General features: G+C 36.9%; 17 protein-coding genes, 1 tRNA gene and 1 riboswitch. Of the genes, 9 read left to right on the top strand and 9 right to left on the bottom strand.

The window, feature by feature from the left end; genetic code table 11:
- The first annotated feature begins 78 nt into the window (after positions 1-78).
- The gene (locus tag AC4PHI_RS03170; RefSeq protein ID WP_492200874.1) at positions 79-1,464 is read left to right on the top strand and encodes a glycoside hydrolase family 1 protein; all 1,386 of its coding nucleotides are present in this window, start codon (positions 79-81) and stop codon (positions 1,462-1,464) included.
- A 15-nt stretch (positions 1,465-1,479) separates the two neighbouring features.
- Complete coding sequence (locus AC4PHI_RS03165) at positions 1,480-2,781, top strand: PTS sugar transporter subunit IIC (protein ID WP_492200873.1); 1,302 nt, start codon at positions 1,480-1,482, stop codon at positions 2,779-2,781.
- Between the two features lie 441 nt (positions 2,782-3,222).
- On the opposite strand, the gene AC4PHI_RS03160 is transcribed toward AC4PHI_RS03165, so the two are convergent.
- The gene (locus tag AC4PHI_RS03160) at positions 3,223-3,975 is read right to left on the bottom strand and encodes a nitroreductase family protein (protein ID WP_492200872.1); all 753 of its coding nucleotides are present in this window, start codon (positions 3,973-3,975) and stop codon (positions 3,223-3,225) included.
- Positions 3,976-4,167: 192 nt separating this feature from the next.
- Positions 4,168-4,284, top strand: a riboswitch (FMN riboswitch).
- 100 nt (positions 4,285-4,384) lie between these two features.
- On the opposite strand from AC4PHI_RS03160, the gene AC4PHI_RS03155 reads away from it, so the two are divergent.
- From AC4PHI_RS03155 to AC4PHI_RS03140, 4 genes are all read left to right on the top strand, one after another.
- Positions 4,385-4,996 carry an ECF transporter S component gene (locus AC4PHI_RS03155; protein ID WP_492200871.1) on the top strand — a complete coding sequence of 204 codons (612 nt, stop codon included), beginning with the start codon at positions 4,385-4,387 and terminating at the stop codon, positions 4,994-4,996.
- Complete coding sequence (locus AC4PHI_RS03150) at positions 4,986-5,441, top strand: pyridoxamine 5'-phosphate oxidase family protein (RefSeq protein WP_492200870.1); 456 nt, start codon at positions 4,986-4,988, stop codon at positions 5,439-5,441. The genes AC4PHI_RS03155 and AC4PHI_RS03150 overlap by 11 nt, the downstream gene beginning before the upstream one ends.
- 307 nt (positions 5,442-5,748) lie before the next feature.
- Positions 5,749-5,832 (top strand) — tRNA-Leu (locus tag AC4PHI_RS03145).
- Positions 5,833-5,971: 139 nt separating this feature from the next.
- Positions 5,972-6,109 (top strand): hypothetical protein, encoded by a 138-nt coding sequence (locus tag AC4PHI_RS03140; RefSeq protein WP_492200869.1) that lies wholly within the window; start codon positions 5,972-5,974, stop codon positions 6,107-6,109.
- A gap of 159 nt (positions 6,110-6,268) precedes the next feature.
- Here the strand turns inward: AC4PHI_RS03140 and AC4PHI_RS03135 are convergent, their stop codons facing one another.
- The 3 genes from AC4PHI_RS03135 to AC4PHI_RS03125 form a co-directional block, all read right to left on the bottom strand.
- Positions 6,269-6,796: a hypothetical protein gene (locus tag AC4PHI_RS03135; RefSeq protein WP_492200868.1), complete on the bottom strand. Its 528-nt coding sequence runs from the start codon at positions 6,794-6,796 to the stop codon at positions 6,269-6,271.
- 196 nt (positions 6,797-6,992) lie between these two features.
- Positions 6,993-9,080 (bottom strand): cation:proton antiporter, encoded by a 2,088-nt coding sequence (locus AC4PHI_RS03130; RefSeq protein ID WP_492200867.1) that lies wholly within the window; start codon positions 9,078-9,080, stop codon positions 6,993-6,995.
- A gap of 213 nt (positions 9,081-9,293) precedes the next feature.
- Positions 9,294-10,091 carry a MurR/RpiR family transcriptional regulator gene (locus AC4PHI_RS03125; RefSeq protein ID WP_492200866.1) on the bottom strand — a complete coding sequence of 266 codons (798 nt, stop codon included), beginning with the start codon at positions 10,089-10,091 and terminating at the stop codon, positions 9,294-9,296.
- Positions 10,092-10,229: 138 nt separating this feature from the next.
- Here AC4PHI_RS03125 and AC4PHI_RS03120 point away from each other — a divergent pair, with 138 nt between their 5' ends.
- Together AC4PHI_RS03120 and AC4PHI_RS03115 are read left to right on the top strand one after the other, a co-directional pair.
- The gene (locus tag AC4PHI_RS03120; RefSeq protein WP_492200865.1) at positions 10,230-11,627 is read left to right on the top strand and encodes a glycoside hydrolase family 1 protein; all 1,398 of its coding nucleotides are present in this window, start codon (positions 10,230-10,232) and stop codon (positions 11,625-11,627) included.
- A 23-nt stretch (positions 11,628-11,650) separates the two neighbouring features.
- The gene (locus AC4PHI_RS03115) at positions 11,651-12,958 is read left to right on the top strand and encodes a PTS sugar transporter subunit IIC (RefSeq protein WP_492200864.1); all 1,308 of its coding nucleotides are present in this window, start codon (positions 11,651-11,653) and stop codon (positions 12,956-12,958) included.
- Between the two features lie 95 nt (positions 12,959-13,053).
- On the opposite strand, the gene AC4PHI_RS03110 is transcribed toward AC4PHI_RS03115, so the two are convergent.
- The gene (locus AC4PHI_RS03110) at positions 13,054-14,013 is read right to left on the bottom strand and encodes an IS30 family transposase (RefSeq protein WP_492200863.1); all 960 of its coding nucleotides are present in this window, start codon (positions 14,011-14,013) and stop codon (positions 13,054-13,056) included.
- 224 nt (positions 14,014-14,237) lie between these two features.
- Between AC4PHI_RS03110 and AC4PHI_RS03105 the strand changes: the two genes are divergently transcribed.
- The gene (locus AC4PHI_RS03105) at positions 14,238-15,407 is read left to right on the top strand and encodes an IS256 family transposase (RefSeq protein WP_492200862.1); all 1,170 of its coding nucleotides are present in this window, start codon (positions 14,238-14,240) and stop codon (positions 15,405-15,407) included.
- Positions 15,408-15,616: 209 nt separating this feature from the next.
- Here the strand turns inward: AC4PHI_RS03105 and ulaG are convergent, their stop codons facing one another.
- Genes ulaG through AC4PHI_RS03085 form a run of 4 tightly spaced genes read right to left on the bottom strand, consistent with a single transcriptional unit; the run spans position 15,617 to position 19,868 of the window.
- Positions 15,617-16,681, bottom strand: coding sequence for an L-ascorbate 6-phosphate lactonase (gene ulaG, locus AC4PHI_RS03100; protein WP_492200861.1), 1,065 nt, complete (start codon positions 16,679-16,681; stop codon positions 15,617-15,619).
- A gap of 17 nt (positions 16,682-16,698) precedes the next feature.
- Positions 16,699-18,183, bottom strand: coding sequence for a sulfatase (locus AC4PHI_RS03095; protein ID WP_492200860.1), 1,485 nt, complete (start codon positions 18,181-18,183; stop codon positions 16,699-16,701).
- Between the two features lie 10 nt (positions 18,184-18,193).
- Positions 18,194-18,520 carry a PTS sugar transporter subunit IIB gene (locus AC4PHI_RS03090; RefSeq protein ID WP_492200859.1) on the bottom strand — a complete coding sequence of 109 codons (327 nt, stop codon included), beginning with the start codon at positions 18,518-18,520 and terminating at the stop codon, positions 18,194-18,196.
- Positions 18,521-18,548: 28 nt separating this feature from the next.
- Positions 18,549-19,868: a PTS sugar transporter subunit IIC gene (locus AC4PHI_RS03085; protein ID WP_492200858.1), complete on the bottom strand. Its 1,320-nt coding sequence runs from the start codon at positions 19,866-19,868 to the stop codon at positions 18,549-18,551.
- Position 19,869: the final 1 nt, after the last annotated feature.

Below are 19,869 nucleotides of genomic sequence, written 5' to 3'. Positions count from 1 at the left end.
ACGTTTTCAATAAACATTATAATGTTTTCTTAAGTAAGATGCTATACTAAAATCAAATATAAGCGAGGAGAGGATAAAGTGGATTGTCAATTTCCAGATTGTTTTTTTTGGGGTGCTTCGACTAGCGCACCTCAATCGGAAGGAAGAGTAGTAGGAGATAAGAAAGGGGAAGATATTTGGGATTACGCTAGCAAACATTTTAATCATAGATTTTATGAGGGAATAACCACTGAGGACACTTCAAGGTTTTATACGGACTATCTAGCTGATGTGGAACGCATGGCCGATTTATCATTTAATTCGCTTCGAACATCAATATCTTGGTCACGCTTAATTCCAGAAGGTACGGGGGCAATTAATCATGAAGCTGTTGAATTTTATAATAATGTCATTAATGAGATGATAAATAAGGGTATAGAACCTTTTATAAATTTATATCATTTTGACATGCCAATGGCTTTGCAGAAAAAAGGAGGATTTGAAAACAAAGATAACATTCTAGCATATAAAAAATATGCAGAGACATGTTTTGAACTGTTTGGAGACCGAGTAAAGTATTGGTTTACTTTTAATGAGCCAATGATTCCAGCTGAAGCTGGTTATTTAAATGATAGACACTATCCTTATATAGTTGATTTTGAAAGGGCTGCCAACGTTCTTAATAACATTGTCATTGCACATTGTGAAGCAGTTTCTAGTTTTCGGGAACTAAATCTGAGTGGAAAAATAGGGATTATTATGGACGTAATACCAGTATATCCTAGAAGTGAAAATCCAGCCGATTTGAAGGCAGCAGAGATGGCCGATTTATTTTATACCAAAAGTATAAATGATGCCATTCTAAAGGGAGCTTACCCTATTGAAATTAAAGACATCCTAAAAAAACATCAAATTAATATAAACATCAGTAAAGAAGAAAAAGAATTAATAGCTAACACAAAAATTGATTTGTTAGGCATTAACTATTACCGGCCTCGACGGGTAAAAGCTCGTGAATCTTCCCCAAATCCTAAAGGTGTTTTTAAACCTGAATATTATTTTGATAACTATGAAATGCCGGGACGTCGAATGAATTACTCACGCGGGATAGAGATTTATCCAAAAGGGATTTACGATATTGCCAAAAAAATACAGCATGAGTATGGCAATATTGATTGGTTTGTTTCAGAAAACGGTATAGGGATTGAGGGAGAGGATGCCTTTATTAAGGACGGTATGGTCCAAGATGAGTATCGAATAAACTTTTTGAAGGAACACTTGCTTTGGTTAAATAAAGCCATGGGTGAAGGAAGTAATTGCTTGGGATATCACATGTGGACATTTGTGGATTGTTGGTCATGGATTAATACGTACAAAAATCGTTATGGCTTTTACCGTTTAGATTTAAATAGTGGAGAAAAAACAGTTAAAAAATCTGGACTTTGGTTTAAAAATGTAATTCAGAATAATGGGTTTAATTTATAAAAGGAGGAAGTTAATATGAATGCAATTTTTGAAAATATATCACTGAAATTGATGCCAATAGCTGATAAAATTGGGAAACAAAGACATCTTCAAGCCATTCGAAATGGGCTGATTTCAATGCTGCCATTAACAATAGTTGGGTCTTTTTTTACAATTTTACTTAATTTACCAATTCCTGGTTACGCAGAGTTTATTCAGCCGTACATTCACATAATAGACGTCCCTTTTAGATATACTGTGGGGCTAATGTCATTGTATGCGTCATTTACCATTGGCTCATATTTAGGAAAAACATACAAACTTGATAACATCACAAGTGGGTTCTTATCAATGTTGGCAACATTATTAATGACTGTCCCGACCAACATCCAATCAGGAATAGACGTCCTAGGAAATGAAGTGGCTGGGGGACGTTATATTCCTATCACGCCATTAAGTTCCCAGGGTTTATTTGGTGCTATTCTAGGTGCAATTATTTCAGTTGAGATCTACCATTTTACACGAAAACACAAATTAGAAATTCAGATGCCTCCAGGCGTCCCACCCGTTGTTGGGCAATCATTTGCAGCATTATTGCCAACGTTAGTAATCATTCTAGTATTCTGGATTCCACGTCACTTTTTTGGATTTGATTTAAATGCCCTATTGAGTATCTTGATTTCTCCCCTGAAGGGATTCCTAACGGGAAATAATTTATTGGGAGGTATTTTCACTCAATTACTAATATGTATCTTCTGGATTTTTGGTATCCATGGTCATGCCGTCTTAGGACCTATTATACGACCATTTTGGGATCAAGCTATTTTGGAAAACGCTGAACTTTTTCAATCTGGTGTGAGTGAATTTCAACTTCCAAATGTTTTTACTGAACAATTTTTTCAGTGGTATGCGCAAATGGGTGGAACCGGTGCAACACTTGCTTTAGTATTTCTGTTTTTATTCTCTAAATCACGTTATTTAAAACAATTAGGGCGTCTTTCGCTTCTTCCTGGAATATTTAATATAAATGAGCCCATAGTTTTTGGAGCTCCAATCGTAATGAACCCGATATTATCTATTCCGTTTATATTGACACCTATTGTTAATACGATTTTGGTATACATTGTTACAACACTTAATTTTATGCCTAAAATGATGGTGAAACCACCTTTTTCAATTCCCGCTCCTCTAGGTGCACTCATTACTTCTAATTGGAATTGGTTCGCTTTCGCGATGGTTATTATGTGTTTCTTCACATCACTTTTAATTTATTACCCGTTTTTCAAAATGTTTGAACGGAAACAACTGGAAGAAGAACTTTCTCAGGAAACTGTTTAGTAAGTCTTTTATGATATTATCAATTTTAATCAAATAGTCTGAATATTGTCTACCAATCAAACTAAAGACAAATTGACAAAAAAGTTGTTCTACTCTACTTTTAGAGTGATGTTTTTAAAAGTCATCAATGAATGAAGCCACTGTTTTTACGGTGTTTGTTAGCAATGGTTTACTCCTAAGTTTGCTTAAAAAACATCTAAAAATATTTACTCCTTACAATAAGCTATATTTTTAAGAAACGACACAGCTATTTGTCTAAGATCAAGTGGTAATTAAAGAGGCGCGGTTAAAATTAACCCCGCTTCTTTTTTATAACTTATTTTTTTGAACATCCTATACAGATTTTTTTCTAAATAAACAAGTTGAAAAAATTTCATTCATTATTCTCTGAGGCTTTCACTTTTCAAAATCAAACTGTTTCTTATCTCAGAGTCTATTTTTTTACTTTCGATCTTTCCTAAACTCGTCAATATACAAACCAACAGAACGAGTCATCTCTCTTGAGAAGTCAGAGTCAAATTTCCGACGATAAAAAGCCCGGACCCATTTTTCAAAATCAAATTCGCTTTTTGGTGATAATGCGGCTCTTTCCTCAAACATGGCACGCAGTGAATCCCCATCTAAACGATGATATGTGTTTTCATGAACAATGTATTTTTTATCAAAACGGTTTGGTTTTGGACGTCTTTTTTGTTTTTCAATCGGGTAACCAAATACTAGCATGGTGACCGGAAAAACATACTGCGGAAGATTCAGCAATTCTTTATGGTACTCGAATTTTTCCATAATATCGCCGATATAACATGAGCCGATTCCCAGACTTTCAGCAGCCATCACGCTATTTTGAGCTGCGATAAGTGCATCATTACATGCCAGTAAAAGTTCCCCAACATCCGGTTTTCTCGGACTCTCCTCGACTAATGAAAAAGTATCTATCCACTTCTGATAGTCGGCACAAAAAATCAGGGCCATCGCCGCGTCAGCAATGAATGCTTGATTATCACAACTAACGGATAACTTTTCTAACAATTCTCTGTCTGTAATGTCTAAGATGGTATACATCAATTGATTCCCTGCACTTGGTGCTTGAATCGCCGATGCCAGTATCAACTCTTTATCTTCCACAGAAATCACTTTTTCCAAATAAACCCGTATCGATTTCCGGTTAAACAGGCTCTGAATAATGGCATTCATCCTCTCAACCTCCAATACTTTTTTAGTTTTTCAACACCTATTCTAGTTCAATGTTGGAGATTTTAAAAGAAAAATCAAAAAAGAAAGATTTTAACCTATTCCCTCTTACAAGCTAATTCAGCAACCCTAATTATCGTCAAAAATAATAGCATTGACAAATCTTCATAACCATGAGAAAATATTCACAATAGAATAGTTCTTCAGGGCAGGGTGAAATTCCCGACCGGCGGTAAAAGTCCGCGAACCTTAAAAGGTTGATTCAGTGAAATTCTGAAACCGACAGTAAAGTCTGGATGAAAGAAGGAACAAATAGTATGCTAAGTTTTTTTTGGCGAAATACTTTTGATATCAGCAAGCTCTGCAGAATTATTTGCAGAGCTTTTTAATTTGGAAAGGAAGATGACGATTCATGCGAAATGAAAAAACACAAAAAATGGTGACGGTTGCTTTCTTGGGGGCTATTGCGTATTTGCTTATGATGCTGAAATTTCCGCTCCCGTTTATGCCGCCATTTATGGACTTTGACCTTGCAGCGATTCCCGAACTCTTGGCAACTCTTTTGTACGGCCCACTGTCAGGTATCAGCGTGGTAACAATAAAACTGCTGATAAAAATTGCGACTGTCGGTTCAAGTTCCATGTTCACAGGGGAAATTCAAAATTTTATTCTCAGCAGCAGCTTTGTTTTACCGGTGTGGTTCGTCTATCGGAAAAAACAAACAAATTCTTCTCTCACTTTAGGCATTGTGACAGGTGTATTTTTTACGACTTTTATCGCTTGTTTGTCTAATATTTATTTCATTATTCCTTTTTATAGTCGCCTGTACGGATTATCCATGGAAGCTGTTATTAAAATGACACAAGCAGTTAACCCTTATGTCAATAGCGTCCCTAGACTCGTAATGTTGGGCATCATTCCTTTCAACTTAATCAAGTTGGGAGTCAATGCGGGAATAGTCGTTGTTCTTTTCAAAAAATTATCAGTGATTTTTAATAGAAGGAGAGAAACTCATGGCGTTTAGCTTGGCAATGGATCAATGCTTTAATAAATTAGGGGACAAAAAAATTATGGCTCTCGGCTCTTCCCTTAACGATAAAGTCACTGTCAGAAATGTCAGCTGTATCATTCATGAAAGAAAAATATATTTTAAAACTGATAAAAACTTCCCTAAAACTAAGCAGTTGCTTCAAAATCCAAACGTTGCAATTTGCTACTGGGGAGTCCAAATTGAGGGAATAGCCATAAATCATGGATTAGTTGTTTTAGAAGAGAATAAATTTTTCGAAGATTTATATGAAAAGCATTGGAAAAACAGCTACAATGCTTATCCCCATAAAGAATCAGAAATCTTGATCGAGATTGTTCCAAAGTTTATAGAAATATGGGATCAAGATGAAAACAAGCAAGGATTTCAGTTGTTGATTGATGTAGACAATAAAAAAACAGAAAAACGACTATACGATTAACTTTATATGGTAAAAAAATTCATTTCAACTCCTCTACAAGGAATGGAAATGGATTTTTTATTTCTTCTCTTGTTTATCATGCCGTGATTTTCAAGTGTCTGCTATAAAGGGAAATGGACAGCAATTTGTATCTTCCGTGTTGAAAATTCAAACTTGGAAAAATAGTCTGTTGATCTCACTTCAGCATGTCAAAAGTTAAATGAATTTTTTAGATAGCGAACCATCAATAACATAAACAACTAGCAAGTAGTCTTAGGATATTAAAAAAACTTGAATTACCAGAAAAATAGTATTATTATGTATTTATGCGGTCGTGGCGGAATTGGCAGACGCGCTAGCTTCAGGCGCTAGTGGTAGCAATACCGTGGAAGTTCGAGTCTTCTCGGCCGCATAAAAAGCAGTTAAAATGCTGTCATATCAGTAGTTAAACAGAGTTTGCAGATAGTTTCTGCAGCTCTTTTTTTCTAGTCTATTTTTTGGCTGAGGCTAGTGGGTAACACTAGTTTAATAAAAAGGTGGGAGCATGGGATATGACAGAAAAAAGAAGAAAATATCAGTTGGATGAAGATGAACTACAACTAGTCTCTGGAAAAGTTGCTATAACAGATGAGGAGGCATTTGACAGGTTTATCACAAGTAGGGTACTGATGGGAGCAAAGACAGGATGAGCAGTAAGTATTGCTGTTTGTCCTCTTTTTCTGTTTGTTAAACAGTGGATTTTACAAGGTGATTCTGTTTCAGGTATACTGCTCTATAAAACAGTATAAGCTGTGAGAATGACTGTTCAGAACAGCAAAAAAGACAGAGAATGACTCTGCCTTAAAGTGTTATTTATATTTAATTTCATAAGACTGTGTTTTGAAAGTAAGTATCTCACCACTCTCATCATCACCTTCATACTGAACTAGTTGAACTGCATGCTGCCCTTCTGTAATTCCTGATTTTACTTCTTGCAAGTGTAACTCTGCCTGTGTCATGCTATCTTGCTCTTTAGTTAACAGTACTCCATCCAAGTAGACAAAGGTCAATTTACTTCCATCAAAGCCATCCACATCAATGCTAATAGCTGTTGGAAAGGTTTCTGGATCATAAAATACCACAGGAATTAATCCATCAGCAGTACTGCCTCCTTCACTTGCAAGATCAAAAGTACCTTCTCCTGTTTCTACCTGTCGAGAAAAATCCTTATCTTTCACTACCTTTAACGTGTTCTCTTCTATTTCTTCCGATACTTTTTCAATGGCAACTCCAGTTTTATCTTTTTCATCTGATTTTTCTTCTGGTTTTCCACTGCAAGCTACTAATAAAAATAGTAAGGTAGACAACAAAACCAACCCTTTAAGTTTCTTCAACATATTCCCCTCCAACAGGTTGATAACATCAATTATACAGTACTCAGAACAAATAAAAAAGCCAGAATTAAAACTCTGACTAATAATTGCTATGCCACTGAAACACTTCCTGTCATTAAATTATCAAACGCCACTGGAAGTATTTTTGAGCCATGTAGATAATGATGATTTGTCCAACTTAATTTGACAAACGAAAAAATTAAAAAGACTCATCACTGTGAATAATTGCCATCATGGAAATCTCCGAATAATTAACAAACTGACGCAACTTGGCAGCCAAAGTTCTAGAAATACAGCCTTCCTCGTACAACTGCTGAATAAATGTCCGCTCGACGGTCAATGTTTGGATATGCAACTCGTATAATTCAAACAAGTAATCCTCCATTTTATCCGCCCCATAAAGATGGATTCGCTCTATATTATTTTGATATTCCTTAATCAAATAGTCTAACGTAACAACATAGTGATTCTTTTTATCCGTCTGAGCTGAAATCTCCTTTTCGATAGCTTCAATCGCCTTGAGGGAGCACTCCAATTCTACCTGGTATATTTTTTCTTCGTTGATAAACTCCGATTTTCTCTTGATGAAGTGTTTTACAAGTTGATCCAGCTTAAATTGCAAGACAACCATTTGTTTGATACGTGTATCGAAAGTCATCTTTTTAGTCTTAAACTGCTGTTTTTTCCGGACAATATTGCTTTTAAAAAACCGGTAAAGGGTCTGATCTATTTCCTTTTCTATCAACAGCTGGTTTAAATACCTGACTTCACTATTCAAGGCGAAGTTGACAGCATTCTCTTCTTCGTCTTCAAAACCGTCTCTGCTCTCTATTTGCAACAGCATAATCTCCCGGTCTATTTTTCTTGATAGGATCTGATACTCACTCAGCAAATCGAGAATAGCAAGCTGGTCTTCTTTTTCATTCACCTTCTCTAAATATTCGATAGCGCGCGAAACAATCATTTTACGTGCTTCATATTCTTCCAGATTTTCCAAAGACAATCCTCTTTGATGAGAAGAAGTGACCCACATAGTTTGTGAACCCGCCAACCGTTTGGACAAAAAAGGAACGAACAACGGAGGGACAATGATACTCAAGCCGATAACTCCGGCAGAAACAATGATGATGAAATCACGATGAGGAAAAGGCTGCCCCGTATCGACTAACAAAGGAATCGACAAAACCGAAGCCATATTGATAGCTCCTCGGCTGCCTATCAAAGTGGCAGTCAGTGCCGTCAGCCATGGCTGATCATAGAGATAGGGTTTTCTTTGCTCCAGCTTGATGTAGCCCCATGTCCACAAAAAGCGGATTAAAGACAAAATGAAATAAGATAAGATGACACAAAGGATGACCGTTGCCAAAAACCCTACCGTCGGAAAAGAAACATGCTGAAAAGCTATCACAAATTCCATTCCCAATATAATAAAAATCACTCCGGTTAATAAATAAACCGCTAATTGCCAAACATGCTCTCTAGTTATGAGCAAATCAGGGATAAGATTTCTGATTTTCAAAGGCGTGTTTTGCGATAAAACACCCGCAGTGACAACGGCAATTCCTCCCGAAGCGTGAAGCAAATGCTCTGCAACATAATAAATAAAAAAAGGTGTGACTAGCTGTATAAGAGTCATAAAAATAGTATCGTTAATCCCCTCTTCAATGACCCAGCTTTCAAAAATATTGATTAGATTGATTAGAAAATAGCCGATAATAAATCCAGCCGCCAAACTGTAGAAAAAATTAGCAGCGGCTTCCTGTATTGAAAAATGCCCAGTGGTGATGGCTAAAATCGCAAATTTGAAAGCTGTCAAGCCGCTCACCTCATTGATAAGGGACTCTCCTTCAACTAAACGAAGGATTTTTTGCGGTAGAGGAACTAATTTAATATTTTCATCTACCATGACATGATCGATCGGCGCTAAAATACTCATTAGGGCAATTCCGCCGGCAAGGGGCAGTGCAGGAATCAAGGCTTGAATGGCTGCTCCGCCAAAAAAAGCTGTTACAAAAACAAGAAGTGTAGAAAATCCAATGGTCGGCCAAGTTAAGTGCTTCATTTGTTTAATCGGAAAGCGGCGGCCGGCATTAAAGAGCAGTGGTGCTACAAAAAAAAGCAAGAATAAATCTGAGGGAATCAGCAATTCAAAGTCGAATAAAAAAGCTGTCAAAAGTCCCAAACTTATCTGAATAAGTGCAAGCGGAACAGCATTGATATAATGATTAAGTAAATTCGATAACATTACCAGTACGATAAACAAAAAAATTTGTGCTAAAAGCGTCATAGATTACCCCTTCCAAAAACAATTTTCTATTTTTTCACAGATACCTTTTTATAAAATTGAAAAACTATTACGGCAGTACCATAAAAATTGCCCCAATATTCGAGGAGGCAATCATTTCAAACGATTAAAAACACCTGATTCATTGGTCAGTTAAGGGCTGACTAATTACAAAATCTGAAATCATACCTGAAACCATTACCCCTCCAACTTTACCTAGAGGTTGCCATACTTTAAATGATACTTATGGATCAAAAATTCCAGAAATATCAAAAGTTTGTACTTCCCAGATATTTCATGGTGATGGGAACCTAACGGGACCACCGTGTTAAAAAGTCCAGAGAATTTCATGTTTGGATTCTGGGTGATTAGAACCGTATGTGCGTCGGAAGAAACCACTTTTAGCGTCAGCTCTTTGTTGCTGATATAGCTTCCTTCAAGCGAAATAAAGATTGCTAAGCTGTTTTCGTTCAATGTTTCTGCCATTTCCAATTGATCACCAAGAAGCGGGAAATATTCAATATGTTTTTCGGCAGCCAGCAGTTGAAACTGTAATATCTCTGCCAAATTTCCCGGTGTCATAGTTGAATAAATATGCACATATTTACGTTGAAAAATCAAATCAGCTAGATAGTCAACCTGAGAAAAATTGATTTCTTCACGGTAAGAATTAAGATCAGCTAAAATCAAATCAAATTGACGATAAACAAATTCATTATCACGATACCCATTTCCTTTTTTGGTGATTTGAGCATCAATTTTTGCTTCGCGCCGAGTCGTGGGAATATTATAGTAACTCACCTGAAATTCTGAAAAGCTGGTATAACCAAGTTTTTTGATAAAACGGTGCACACTAGCTTTGGAAGTATAACATGCCTCGGCAATCTGGCCTAAAGTAATCGCTGGCAAGCTCATATGATCCATCAAAAATTTCAAAATCCGAGTGTCTATATCATCTTGATCTTGATAATGACTGTTGAAACGCTGTAATCGGAGTAATAAATCATACTTCATCAGCAATGTCCCCTTTCATTTACATGACATATTTTTCAAAATGATTATACCATAAAGCGTTTCATTTTATGAAACAAATTAAGTATTATGAAAATGTTGTTAAATTACGGAACGAAAGCGCTTCATAAATAAGTTATGATGAAGATAACTATTAGAAATGGAGGAATTATTTTGCTGAATAAAAATTTTTATTGGGGAAATTCAGTTTCCAGTATGCAAACTGAAGGTGCTTGGAACGAGGGTGGAAAAGGTTTATCCGTTTATGACATTCGAGAAGCTAGTGAAAATGCGTCAGATTGGAAAGTAGCCACTGATAGTTATCATCGCTATCTTGAAGATTTTGATTACATGGCTGACTTGGGAATGAATATGTATCGTTTTCAAATCTCTTGGAGCCGGGTTAATCCTACTGGAGATGGCGAATGGAACGAAGAAGGCATCAAGTTTTATGACACATTTATCGATGAATTAATAGCTAGAGGGATTGAGCCTATGATCTGTCTCTATCACTTTGACATGCCCCTTCACTTGGCAGAAAAATATAATGGCTTCCTAGGAAAAGAAGTCGTAAAAGCTTTTAAGCGCTATGGCATTGAGATGGTAAAAAGATTTGGGCACAAAGTCAAGCACTGGTTGACCTTCAACGAACAAAATTGTTTCTACTTACCAGAAGGCTTCAGAGCGGCTGGCTATCTGAATGGAGAAAAAACTCTGGAGGAAATGTATCAAATCCAACACAATACAATGTTAGCACATGCCTATGTTACAAACTACATTCATGAACATACAGATTGTCAAATCAGCGGGATGTTGGCCTACCAAGAAGTCTATCCTGCAACCTGTACCCCTGAAGATGTTAGGCTTGCTAGAGAATTTGACGATTTTGTCAATCATTCCTTACTTGAAGTTTTCACTAGAGGACAGTATCCAGATTATTATCTTACATTCGTCAAAAATCATGGGATTGACCTGAAAATAATGGATGGCGAACTCGAAGAACTTGCAAAACTTTACAGTGATTACCTAACCTTTAGCTACTACGCCAGCACAACGGTTAACCATAAAAACGTACCTGAAGGAACCGCACCAAATTATTATTTATACGAAGGCAAACAAGATAACCCTTATCTTGATACCACTGAATGGAACTGGCAGATTGACTCCACAGGTTTCAGAGACATTCTCAATAAAATCTATCACCGTTACCATCTCCCGGTTTTTCCGATAGAAAACGGCATTGGTGTAATTGAAGAATGGGACGGCCAAAACCCTATTGATGATGATTATAGGATTGATTATCACCGTAAACATATTCAGGCGATGAAAGATGCAACTAACCTAGATGGCGTAGGAATTTTAGGGTATCTAGGTTGGGGATTGATAGATATTCTAAGTTCTCAAGGAGATATGCGTAAACGATATGGTGTGGTTTATGTCAACCGAGAGAATCACGATTTGAAAGATTTAAAACGCGTTCCTAAGAAAAGTTATAAATGGTTACAGAAAGTCATTCAATCTAATGGAGAAAATATGTAAGAAATTAAAAGGAGGTAAATGAAATGGAAACAAATACAAATAGCAAAATGGATAAATTCGTAGAGATTGCTTCAAAACTTGGCGGACAAATACATTTACGTTCACTGCGGGATGCCTTTGCTACAATCATGCCGTTGTTTATTTTGGCAGGGCTTGGGGTCCTTGTTAACAATGTTTTATTCCCTTGGTTGGTTGAGGGAGAGATGCTGGCTGTCATGCAGCAATTCGGAAACAGTATCACCAATGGAACATTGAATATAGCTGGATTGTTACTTTGTCCCGCTACTGCCTACTTCTTGGCAAAAAATCGTTCATTTGAAAACCCGATTTCTGCTGCTCTCATGGCACTAGCCACATTGATTGTCATGATGCCTTTAAGTGTCTCTGTCACTTCTCTTTCTGGTGATATTGAAATCGCAACAAGCGGAGTTATTACTTTCAGCAACTTGGGTACCTCTTCTATGTTTGCAGGTATTATTATTGGGCTAGTTGAAACAGAACTCTTGCTTTTTTTATCACAAAGAAAAGGTTTAAAAATCAATCTTGGTGAAGGTGTGCCTCCTGCTGTTGAAAAATCTTTTAACGTACTCATCCCTTCATTAATTAGTATTTCACTCTTTTCAGCTTTAGCATTGATTTTAGATGTTACTTTAGGCAAAGATTTGATTACTTTGATTGTGACAATCATTCAAGAGCCACTACGAGGTATAGGAACAAGTCTTTTAGGCTACTTATTCTTGTACAGCCTCGGAAATTTACTTTTCACCTTTGGTATTCATCAATCTGTCATAAACGGCTCTTTTACTGAACCGTTTATGACACAAAACATCACGGACAATATGTTGGCATTTGCCAATGGTACAGAACCGCCTCATATCCTGACTGTATCGTTTCAAACTGCATTCGCTCAAATGGGTGGAACCGGTGCAACTATCTCGTTACTAGTTGCCATATTCTTATTTTCAAAATTCCGTCCTTATAGAGAAATTGCAAAACTTGCCGTAGCCCCTGGATTATTTGAAATTAACGAACCTGTAATTTTTGGATTACCTATAGTCTTCAACTTGCCGATGATGATTCCTTTTGTTCTACTTCCCGCCTTGCAGACGCTCATTGCTTATGCTGCAACCGCAGTTGGACTGGTAAGTAAAACCGTCGTTCTGGTGCCTTGGATTACCCCTCCAATCATCAGCGGATGGATTGCTACCGGCGGTGACTGGCGCGCCCCCGTACTGCAAGTTCTGCTGATCGCACTAGGTGTTGCCATCTATCTGCCATTCCTTAAAATAAGTGAACGTGTTTCCTTAAAACAAGCCAGTGAGCTGAATTAATTCCCCCCAAAAAAGCGAAAATGTCGGGATAATCACCCTACATTTTCGCTTTTAATTAACATTAAATATTTAGATGTTTTTAAATTTTTCGTTTGTCAAATTAAGTTAGACAAATCATCTTCATCTACATGGCTCATAAATACTTCCAGTGGCGTTCGATAATTTAATGACTTTCTTGGAATATGATTTCTTTTTGAAGCAACAGATTGAATAAAGGATTCTGTCACTTCATTAAAATCCATGCTTTTAGATAAACCGTCTCTGCGTAACAATCCGTTAGAATTTTCATTTAGGCCACGTTGTGAAGGTGTGCCGGGATCCGCAAAGTAAATGTCAATATCATTGGTATTACTGATAGTCTTCCAATTGGAAAATTCTTTGCCACAATCAAAAGTAATTGATTTGAATAAATGTTTAGGCACAGTGTCAAACCATTGATTCAATCTGTTTTCGATATCTATCGCTTGTCTTCCTTGAGGTTTCAGGGTAATGATTACTTTAGACAGGCGTTCAACAAGTGTAATGACGGCACTTTTGTGTTTGGCACCTACGATTGTATCTCCTTCAAGGTGACCAAATTCTTCTAAGTAATTAGTATGATCGGTTTTTCGTTGATGAATTGACCGACGAAACGCTTGTTTTCCGCGTTTTTCTCGATGCCCATTGGGCTTACGCTTTCCTTTCAGTGGCAGGTCAAGCACATCGAATACGCCTTTTTCAAACATACGATAAAGTGTACGCACAGAACAATCCATTGGACATTCTGAACGGCCAATAATGACATCGGGCGGCCAATCTTGAGCAGCCATTTTTTGAACATAGTCTTTTTGTTCTTTAGGCAGAATAATCGAACGTCTCCCGCAGCGGGATTTGTTTAGTTTGTATTGTTGATAGTAATCTAATGCTGTTTTACCTTGTTTGAAACATTGATAAACCTTGTGTATGGTTTGTCTTGAGCGATTTAATTGACGTGCGACATTAGCGACAGATTCATTTACTTTGAAATAAGCTTCTATCATTACGAGTTCATCTGGTGTAAGATGGGTGTAGGTCATTTGTATGCACTCCTTATAATTCTTTCATCGGAACTATTTTGAGTGTAGCACAAATGACTTTTTTAGTTGTCTAGCTTAATTTTACAATTGGCGATTATAAACCAGAGATAATTTATAGATAGCGTAAAATATTTTGTGTAAATAGAAATTTAGGGTAGTAAAAAAGAAAGTCCATTCTGTAAAATTAAAATTGCGACACAGAAATTTTATAGGAGGACTTTCACATGCCCAATTTTACTACAGAAATTATGGAAACACTAATCAATAAAGGTGATTTAGACGAATTATTTCGTAAACATTTGGAGTCTGCTGTCAATTCTTTGCTACAGGCTGAGTTAACGGCTTTCTTAGATTATGAAAAGTATGATCGTTCTGGCTTTAACTCTGGTAATTCCCGTAATGGGAATTATTCACGCTCATTCAAAACAGAATATGGAGAATTAAACTTAGTCGTTCCAAGAGATAGAAATGGCGAGTTTTCTCAACAGACATTACCAGCCTATAAAAGAACCAATGATTCTTTAGAGACAACCATTATTCAGCTATTCCAAAAAGGTATTACAATGTCTGAAATAGCTGATTTAATTGAAAAAATGTACGGCCATCACTACACACCGCAAACCATTTCTAATATGAGTAAAATCATTTCTGAAGATGTCTCCGCGTTCAAAGATAGGAAACTAGACTCACGTTACTCCGTCATTTTTATGGATGCGACCCACATTCCCTTAAAGCGACAAACGGTTTCTAAAGAGGCAGTTTACATTGTGATTGGCATCAGATTAGACGGGACCAAAGAAGTGTTAGGATTTACGATTGCCCCAACAGAGTCTGCTTTTGTTTGGAAAGAGATCCTTCAAGATTTAAAAGCCCGTGGGTTAGAAGAGGTTTTATTAGTGGTGACCGATGGTCTAAGTGGTATCAGCGATAGTATTCACAGTGTTTATCCCAAGGCACAATTTCAACAATGTTGTGTTCATGTTGCGAGAAATATTGCCCATAAAGTACGGGTAAGCGATAGAAAAGAAATATGTGATGATTTTAAACAAGTTTATCAAGCTGATTCAAAAGAAGAAGCGATCAATCAAACACATTTGATGAGTGAAAAATGGAAGAAGCAGTATCCAAGAGTGGTCAAACTACTCCTGAATCCTGCTATACTAACATTTTTCAATTTTCCTCCCTCCATCAGACGAACCATCTATTCGACTAATCTGATTGAAGGCTTTAATAAACAACTGAAAAAATATACAAAGAGAAAAGAACAATTTCCTAATGAAGAATCTTTAGAAAGATTCTTGGTTTCTCAATTTAATAATTATAATCAAACATTTTTAGGTCGTGTCCACAAAGGTTTCAAAGAAATTCAAGATACTTTGGAATCAATGTTCTAAATTAATCATTCGGGATGGACTTTCCATTTACACATAATTCTTGACGCTACCCATTTATACTTTACAGTCATAATGTTTCCTCATCATAATACTATGTTCTAATCAGTAGCTTATAGATAATACTGATCACTTCCTAATATTTACTTTACATACTATCTCACAACACACAAGCAGCTCACTGCTCTTCTACTACTTTATTTTTGGGGCCCTTACAAGAATGAAGGGAAAGGTGTATCATTTTCTTTCACAAACACATCATCAAAACCTCGATAAAAATTAAATTCCATATTATCTTTATCTGTCGGATATGTAAATTTACCGCCTACTTGCCAAATAAAAGGCTTAAATCCATATTTCAAGCGATCCTTTTTCAACTTCCAAATTTCCATGATTTCTTTTGGATCAGCCATGAAATTTGACCAAATATCATAATGAACCGGAATAACAACTTTGGCATTCAACGATTCTGCCATCCTTAACATATCAACAGAAGTTACTTTATCAGTAATTCCTCTTGGATTTTCTCCATAAGCACCCAGACAGACATCTATTTTATTTTCATTCCCATGTTTTGCAAACATATTGCAATAATGGGAATCACCAGCATGATAAATATTACCTCCTGACGTTTCGAATAAATAGTTTACTGCGATATCGTCCATCTCTTGCGGCATTTTCCCTTTTAATATTCTTTCAGAATCATCACACGTGATAAGTGCCGTCCGATCAAATGATTCCAAAGCAACTACCTCAACATCTTTCACTGCTACTTTGTCTCCCGGCTTCACGATTACCGTTTTTTCCTCAGGGATTCCCCATTTAATCCAAATATTAACAACTTCTTTTGGACCGACAAATTTTGCTTCTGGACAGTTTTTGTGAACGGCAGCAGCAGTGTTGATATCCAAATGATCTGAATGGATATGAGTAACAACTAAAGCATCCACATTTTCTACTGCAAAAGGGTCTATAACAAAGGGTTGTGTTCTTAAATTAGGCTGCATTTTTTTGACTCCGCTCATACGCATCATTTGATGCCCCTCTTTCATCAATCCCTCTCCATGAGCGCGTTTACCTGTGCCACACCAAAGATCACATAAAATATTAGTATTTTCATGACTTTTCAACCATATTCCCGTACATCCAAGCCACCACATAGCAACGGTCCCTTCCACAACTTCTGCTTGCGAAATTTCCTCGTTTAAATAGGTCCCCCATTCAGGGAAGGTGGATAAAATCCAGCTTTCTCTTGTAATATCATTGACTTTCGTCATCATCATTCTCTTTTATTTTAGTCCCTCTCCAAACCATACCGTCGATACTGTTCTACCGGCGCATCATTTTCCTTCATCAATTTCACCATTTTAGTCTTCATTCTTTGCTCTATTTCTTCATTTTTTATTGGTGATAATTGCCGAGAGTCATTATTTAGATCGAATAGCATTGATCCGAATTTATTTACACCATATTTATCTTTGCCAGGAACTTTTAATAATTTTAACCCTTTGGTGAAGTCAAATCCCTCAACCAATTCTGCTTGAAGAAGATTTTTCACTGAGTAAGCTTCGTGCATATGAACAGGCATCAATGTGTAATTGTAGATTTCATCAATTTTATCTTTTTCAGCTGCCCTCATATATACATAATCGCCATCGGTTACATTCACATGACCACTAAAAACACCAAATAGGGCTTCGTCTCTCACTGGGGTATCATCTTCTAAAGTCTGCCTTAAAGGTTTGCCCTCCATTTCTACCGGGATATCTAATTCAAAATAATCTAGGAGTGTTGGTGCCCAGTCAATCATTTGTACTAACGACTGCCTTGATTCATTTTGTTTTTTTACACGAGGATCGTAGATAAATAGGGGTGTTTGGGCTACTTCATTAAAATAAGGAACCTGATTTTTTCCCCAATAGTCATGTTCACTTAACATGAATCCGTGATCCGTTCCAACAATGAGCATTGTGTCTTTCCACAAATCTAAACGATCCATCAAGTCTAATATTTTTCCTAGTTGTTCGTCACACATAGAGACGAGTGCCTTGTACTGATTTTTAACATGGTCTATCTCTTCCTCTGTTTCTTTTACGGGTCCTCTCGGCCAGTCAAAGTGTTTGCCCTTATAATCTTTTTCATAACGAGCCAAATAATGATCCATGACATAGAAAGGTTCATGCGGGTCAAATGTTTCTATTTGTAGTAGCCAATTATCTTGATCGAAGTTCTTCTTGATAAATTCGCTGCCAAGATTAACTACTTGTGTCATAGGTTGTTGCTCTTCCGTTTGAATATATTCCCGGTTTACCCAATCATTGCGCCACATACTAGAAACAGCTGTTCCTTTTTGATTCAATGGAACTGACGCGACCTCAGGAATAGAGGGATCTCCTACACTTCCTTTCCAGTGATCTCCTTCTTGTCCTCTGACAATTTCCCAACTGGAATATTTGGTGTGATAATTAGCTCCTCCCTCTTCCCAATAATGGATATGGTCGCTAATTAAATGTGAGTATATCCCAGCTTTTTTCAATATTTCTGGCATAGAGTTATCGTAGGGTTCTAAGGGACCCCATTCTCTGTGCAAAAAATTCTTTCTTCCGGTATGCAGTTCTCTCCTAGCAGGAATACAAGGCATACTTGCTACATAACTATTTTCAAATGTGACAGTTTTCTCTGCCAGTCTCTCAAAGTTTGGTGCGTAGACGTCTTCTCCTCCAAACATAGGCAAGTAATGCTTATTTAAACTATCAAAAAGTAACACTATCGCTTTCATCTGAATCACCCTATTCTGATTTTATTGCATCAGGATACTTGACTTTGACGATTTCTAAAATTTGATCAGCAATCGTTTCGCCATCCATAATATTTTGAACTTCAATGACATCTTTCCCAGGAAATTGATCAATATTAACAATGTCTATTAACTTTTTCGACACAGCCACAATATCGACCCAATTAGCAAATCCGGCTGCTTCACCTGCCGCTGTGTGATCTACAACATTTCTGACATTTCTTTTATTCAAAGCCCGATTGACAATTCCGGCTGACATCGCACTGCTTCCCACACCATAACCACAGACAAACAATACATTGATTGATTCTTTTTTCATTTTCAAATTCCTCCGATTAATTTTTGATTTATGCAAAAATACCTAAGTTAAATAATTTGGCAATCCATTTGAGAGCTTCCGTAAACACCGGAACGACTGTTGACCAGTCAAACATTCCTGTCCATCCAATTCCATCTGGCAGTCCGGATAGTTTTATTGCCCATATCGAACCAAACGTTTGAATGATTCCTAATAAAAATGTACAAACAATAACGGACTTGTATCCACCATACTTATTCGCTACAACTCCTATAGGTCCACCTGCAAAAAACAATGGTACGAATCCTGGCAAAACCATGATTGGACTCTTAAAAATTACCAGTAAAAAGATAGAAAAAATTGTCCCGAAGGTTGTAAAAATAAAACCTAACGTTGCCGCATTAGCAGAAAATGGTAAAAGAGCGGCCACGTCGACTGCTGGAACAGCATTGGGAATAAGTTTCTCTTGTATCCCTTTAAATGATTGGTTAATTTCACCTACCATCATACGTACACCTTGTAGCAGAATGACCATATACATAGAGAACTTCAATCCAAGATTAATAATATAAATAATCCAATGTTGATTTTCAGCCAGAGTCTGTACATTTGACGGCCCAATCGTTAAAAGGAAACCGCCGGTAAATAGTGTCATCACAAGAGCGATTGCTGTAACATTATGATTGAAAATACCTAACCATCCTGGTAATCTAAGCCTTTCAGCATCCTCTTTTTCAGGATTACCGAAAAGATGGGCGAATTTTGAGAAAAACCAAATCCCAAACATTTGATTGTGTCCAATCGTAAACCCGCCATCATCTGTTATTTTGTTGATAGCTTTTATCGGCAACGTAGTCCCGACAGCCCAGTAAATACCCAATAAAACACCTGAAATAGCGATGGTAACTACCCAGTTAAAACCTAGCCAATAACTGACTAGCCATAAAACTGCTTGAGCATGAGCAAATCCAGTGTTTCCTGTTAGAAATATCCCTTTTGCACCGGTGTATTTCCCGAAAAACACCAGTAGAAGATTTACCACAAAAGCAATTAGGAAAACATATCCGACAAAGCCAAAGTTACTTCCTAAGCCCTCTTGGGTCGCTGCTCTCATTGCGTAAGGATCCATTAAATACCCTGTAATCCCATAATGTTCACTGACCGCTGATACGATGGGTTTAAATGTGTCTGAAAACATTGATCCGCCAAAAAGTACCAACATCAACCCAACCATGGCACTCACTGTACCTGTAATAACTTTAACTGGGCCTTTTTTATCTAATGCATACCCGATCCCAACTAATAAACCAATAATGATTGTTGGTTCCAACAACAACTGTTTAAAAAATTCCAATATCCCATTAATCATT

The sequence above is a fragment of the Vagococcus sp. QWL-13 genome, assembly GCF_058683555.1.
Note: the sequence above shows the minus strand (reverse complement) of the source record. Positions and strands in the feature narration are given on the sequence as shown.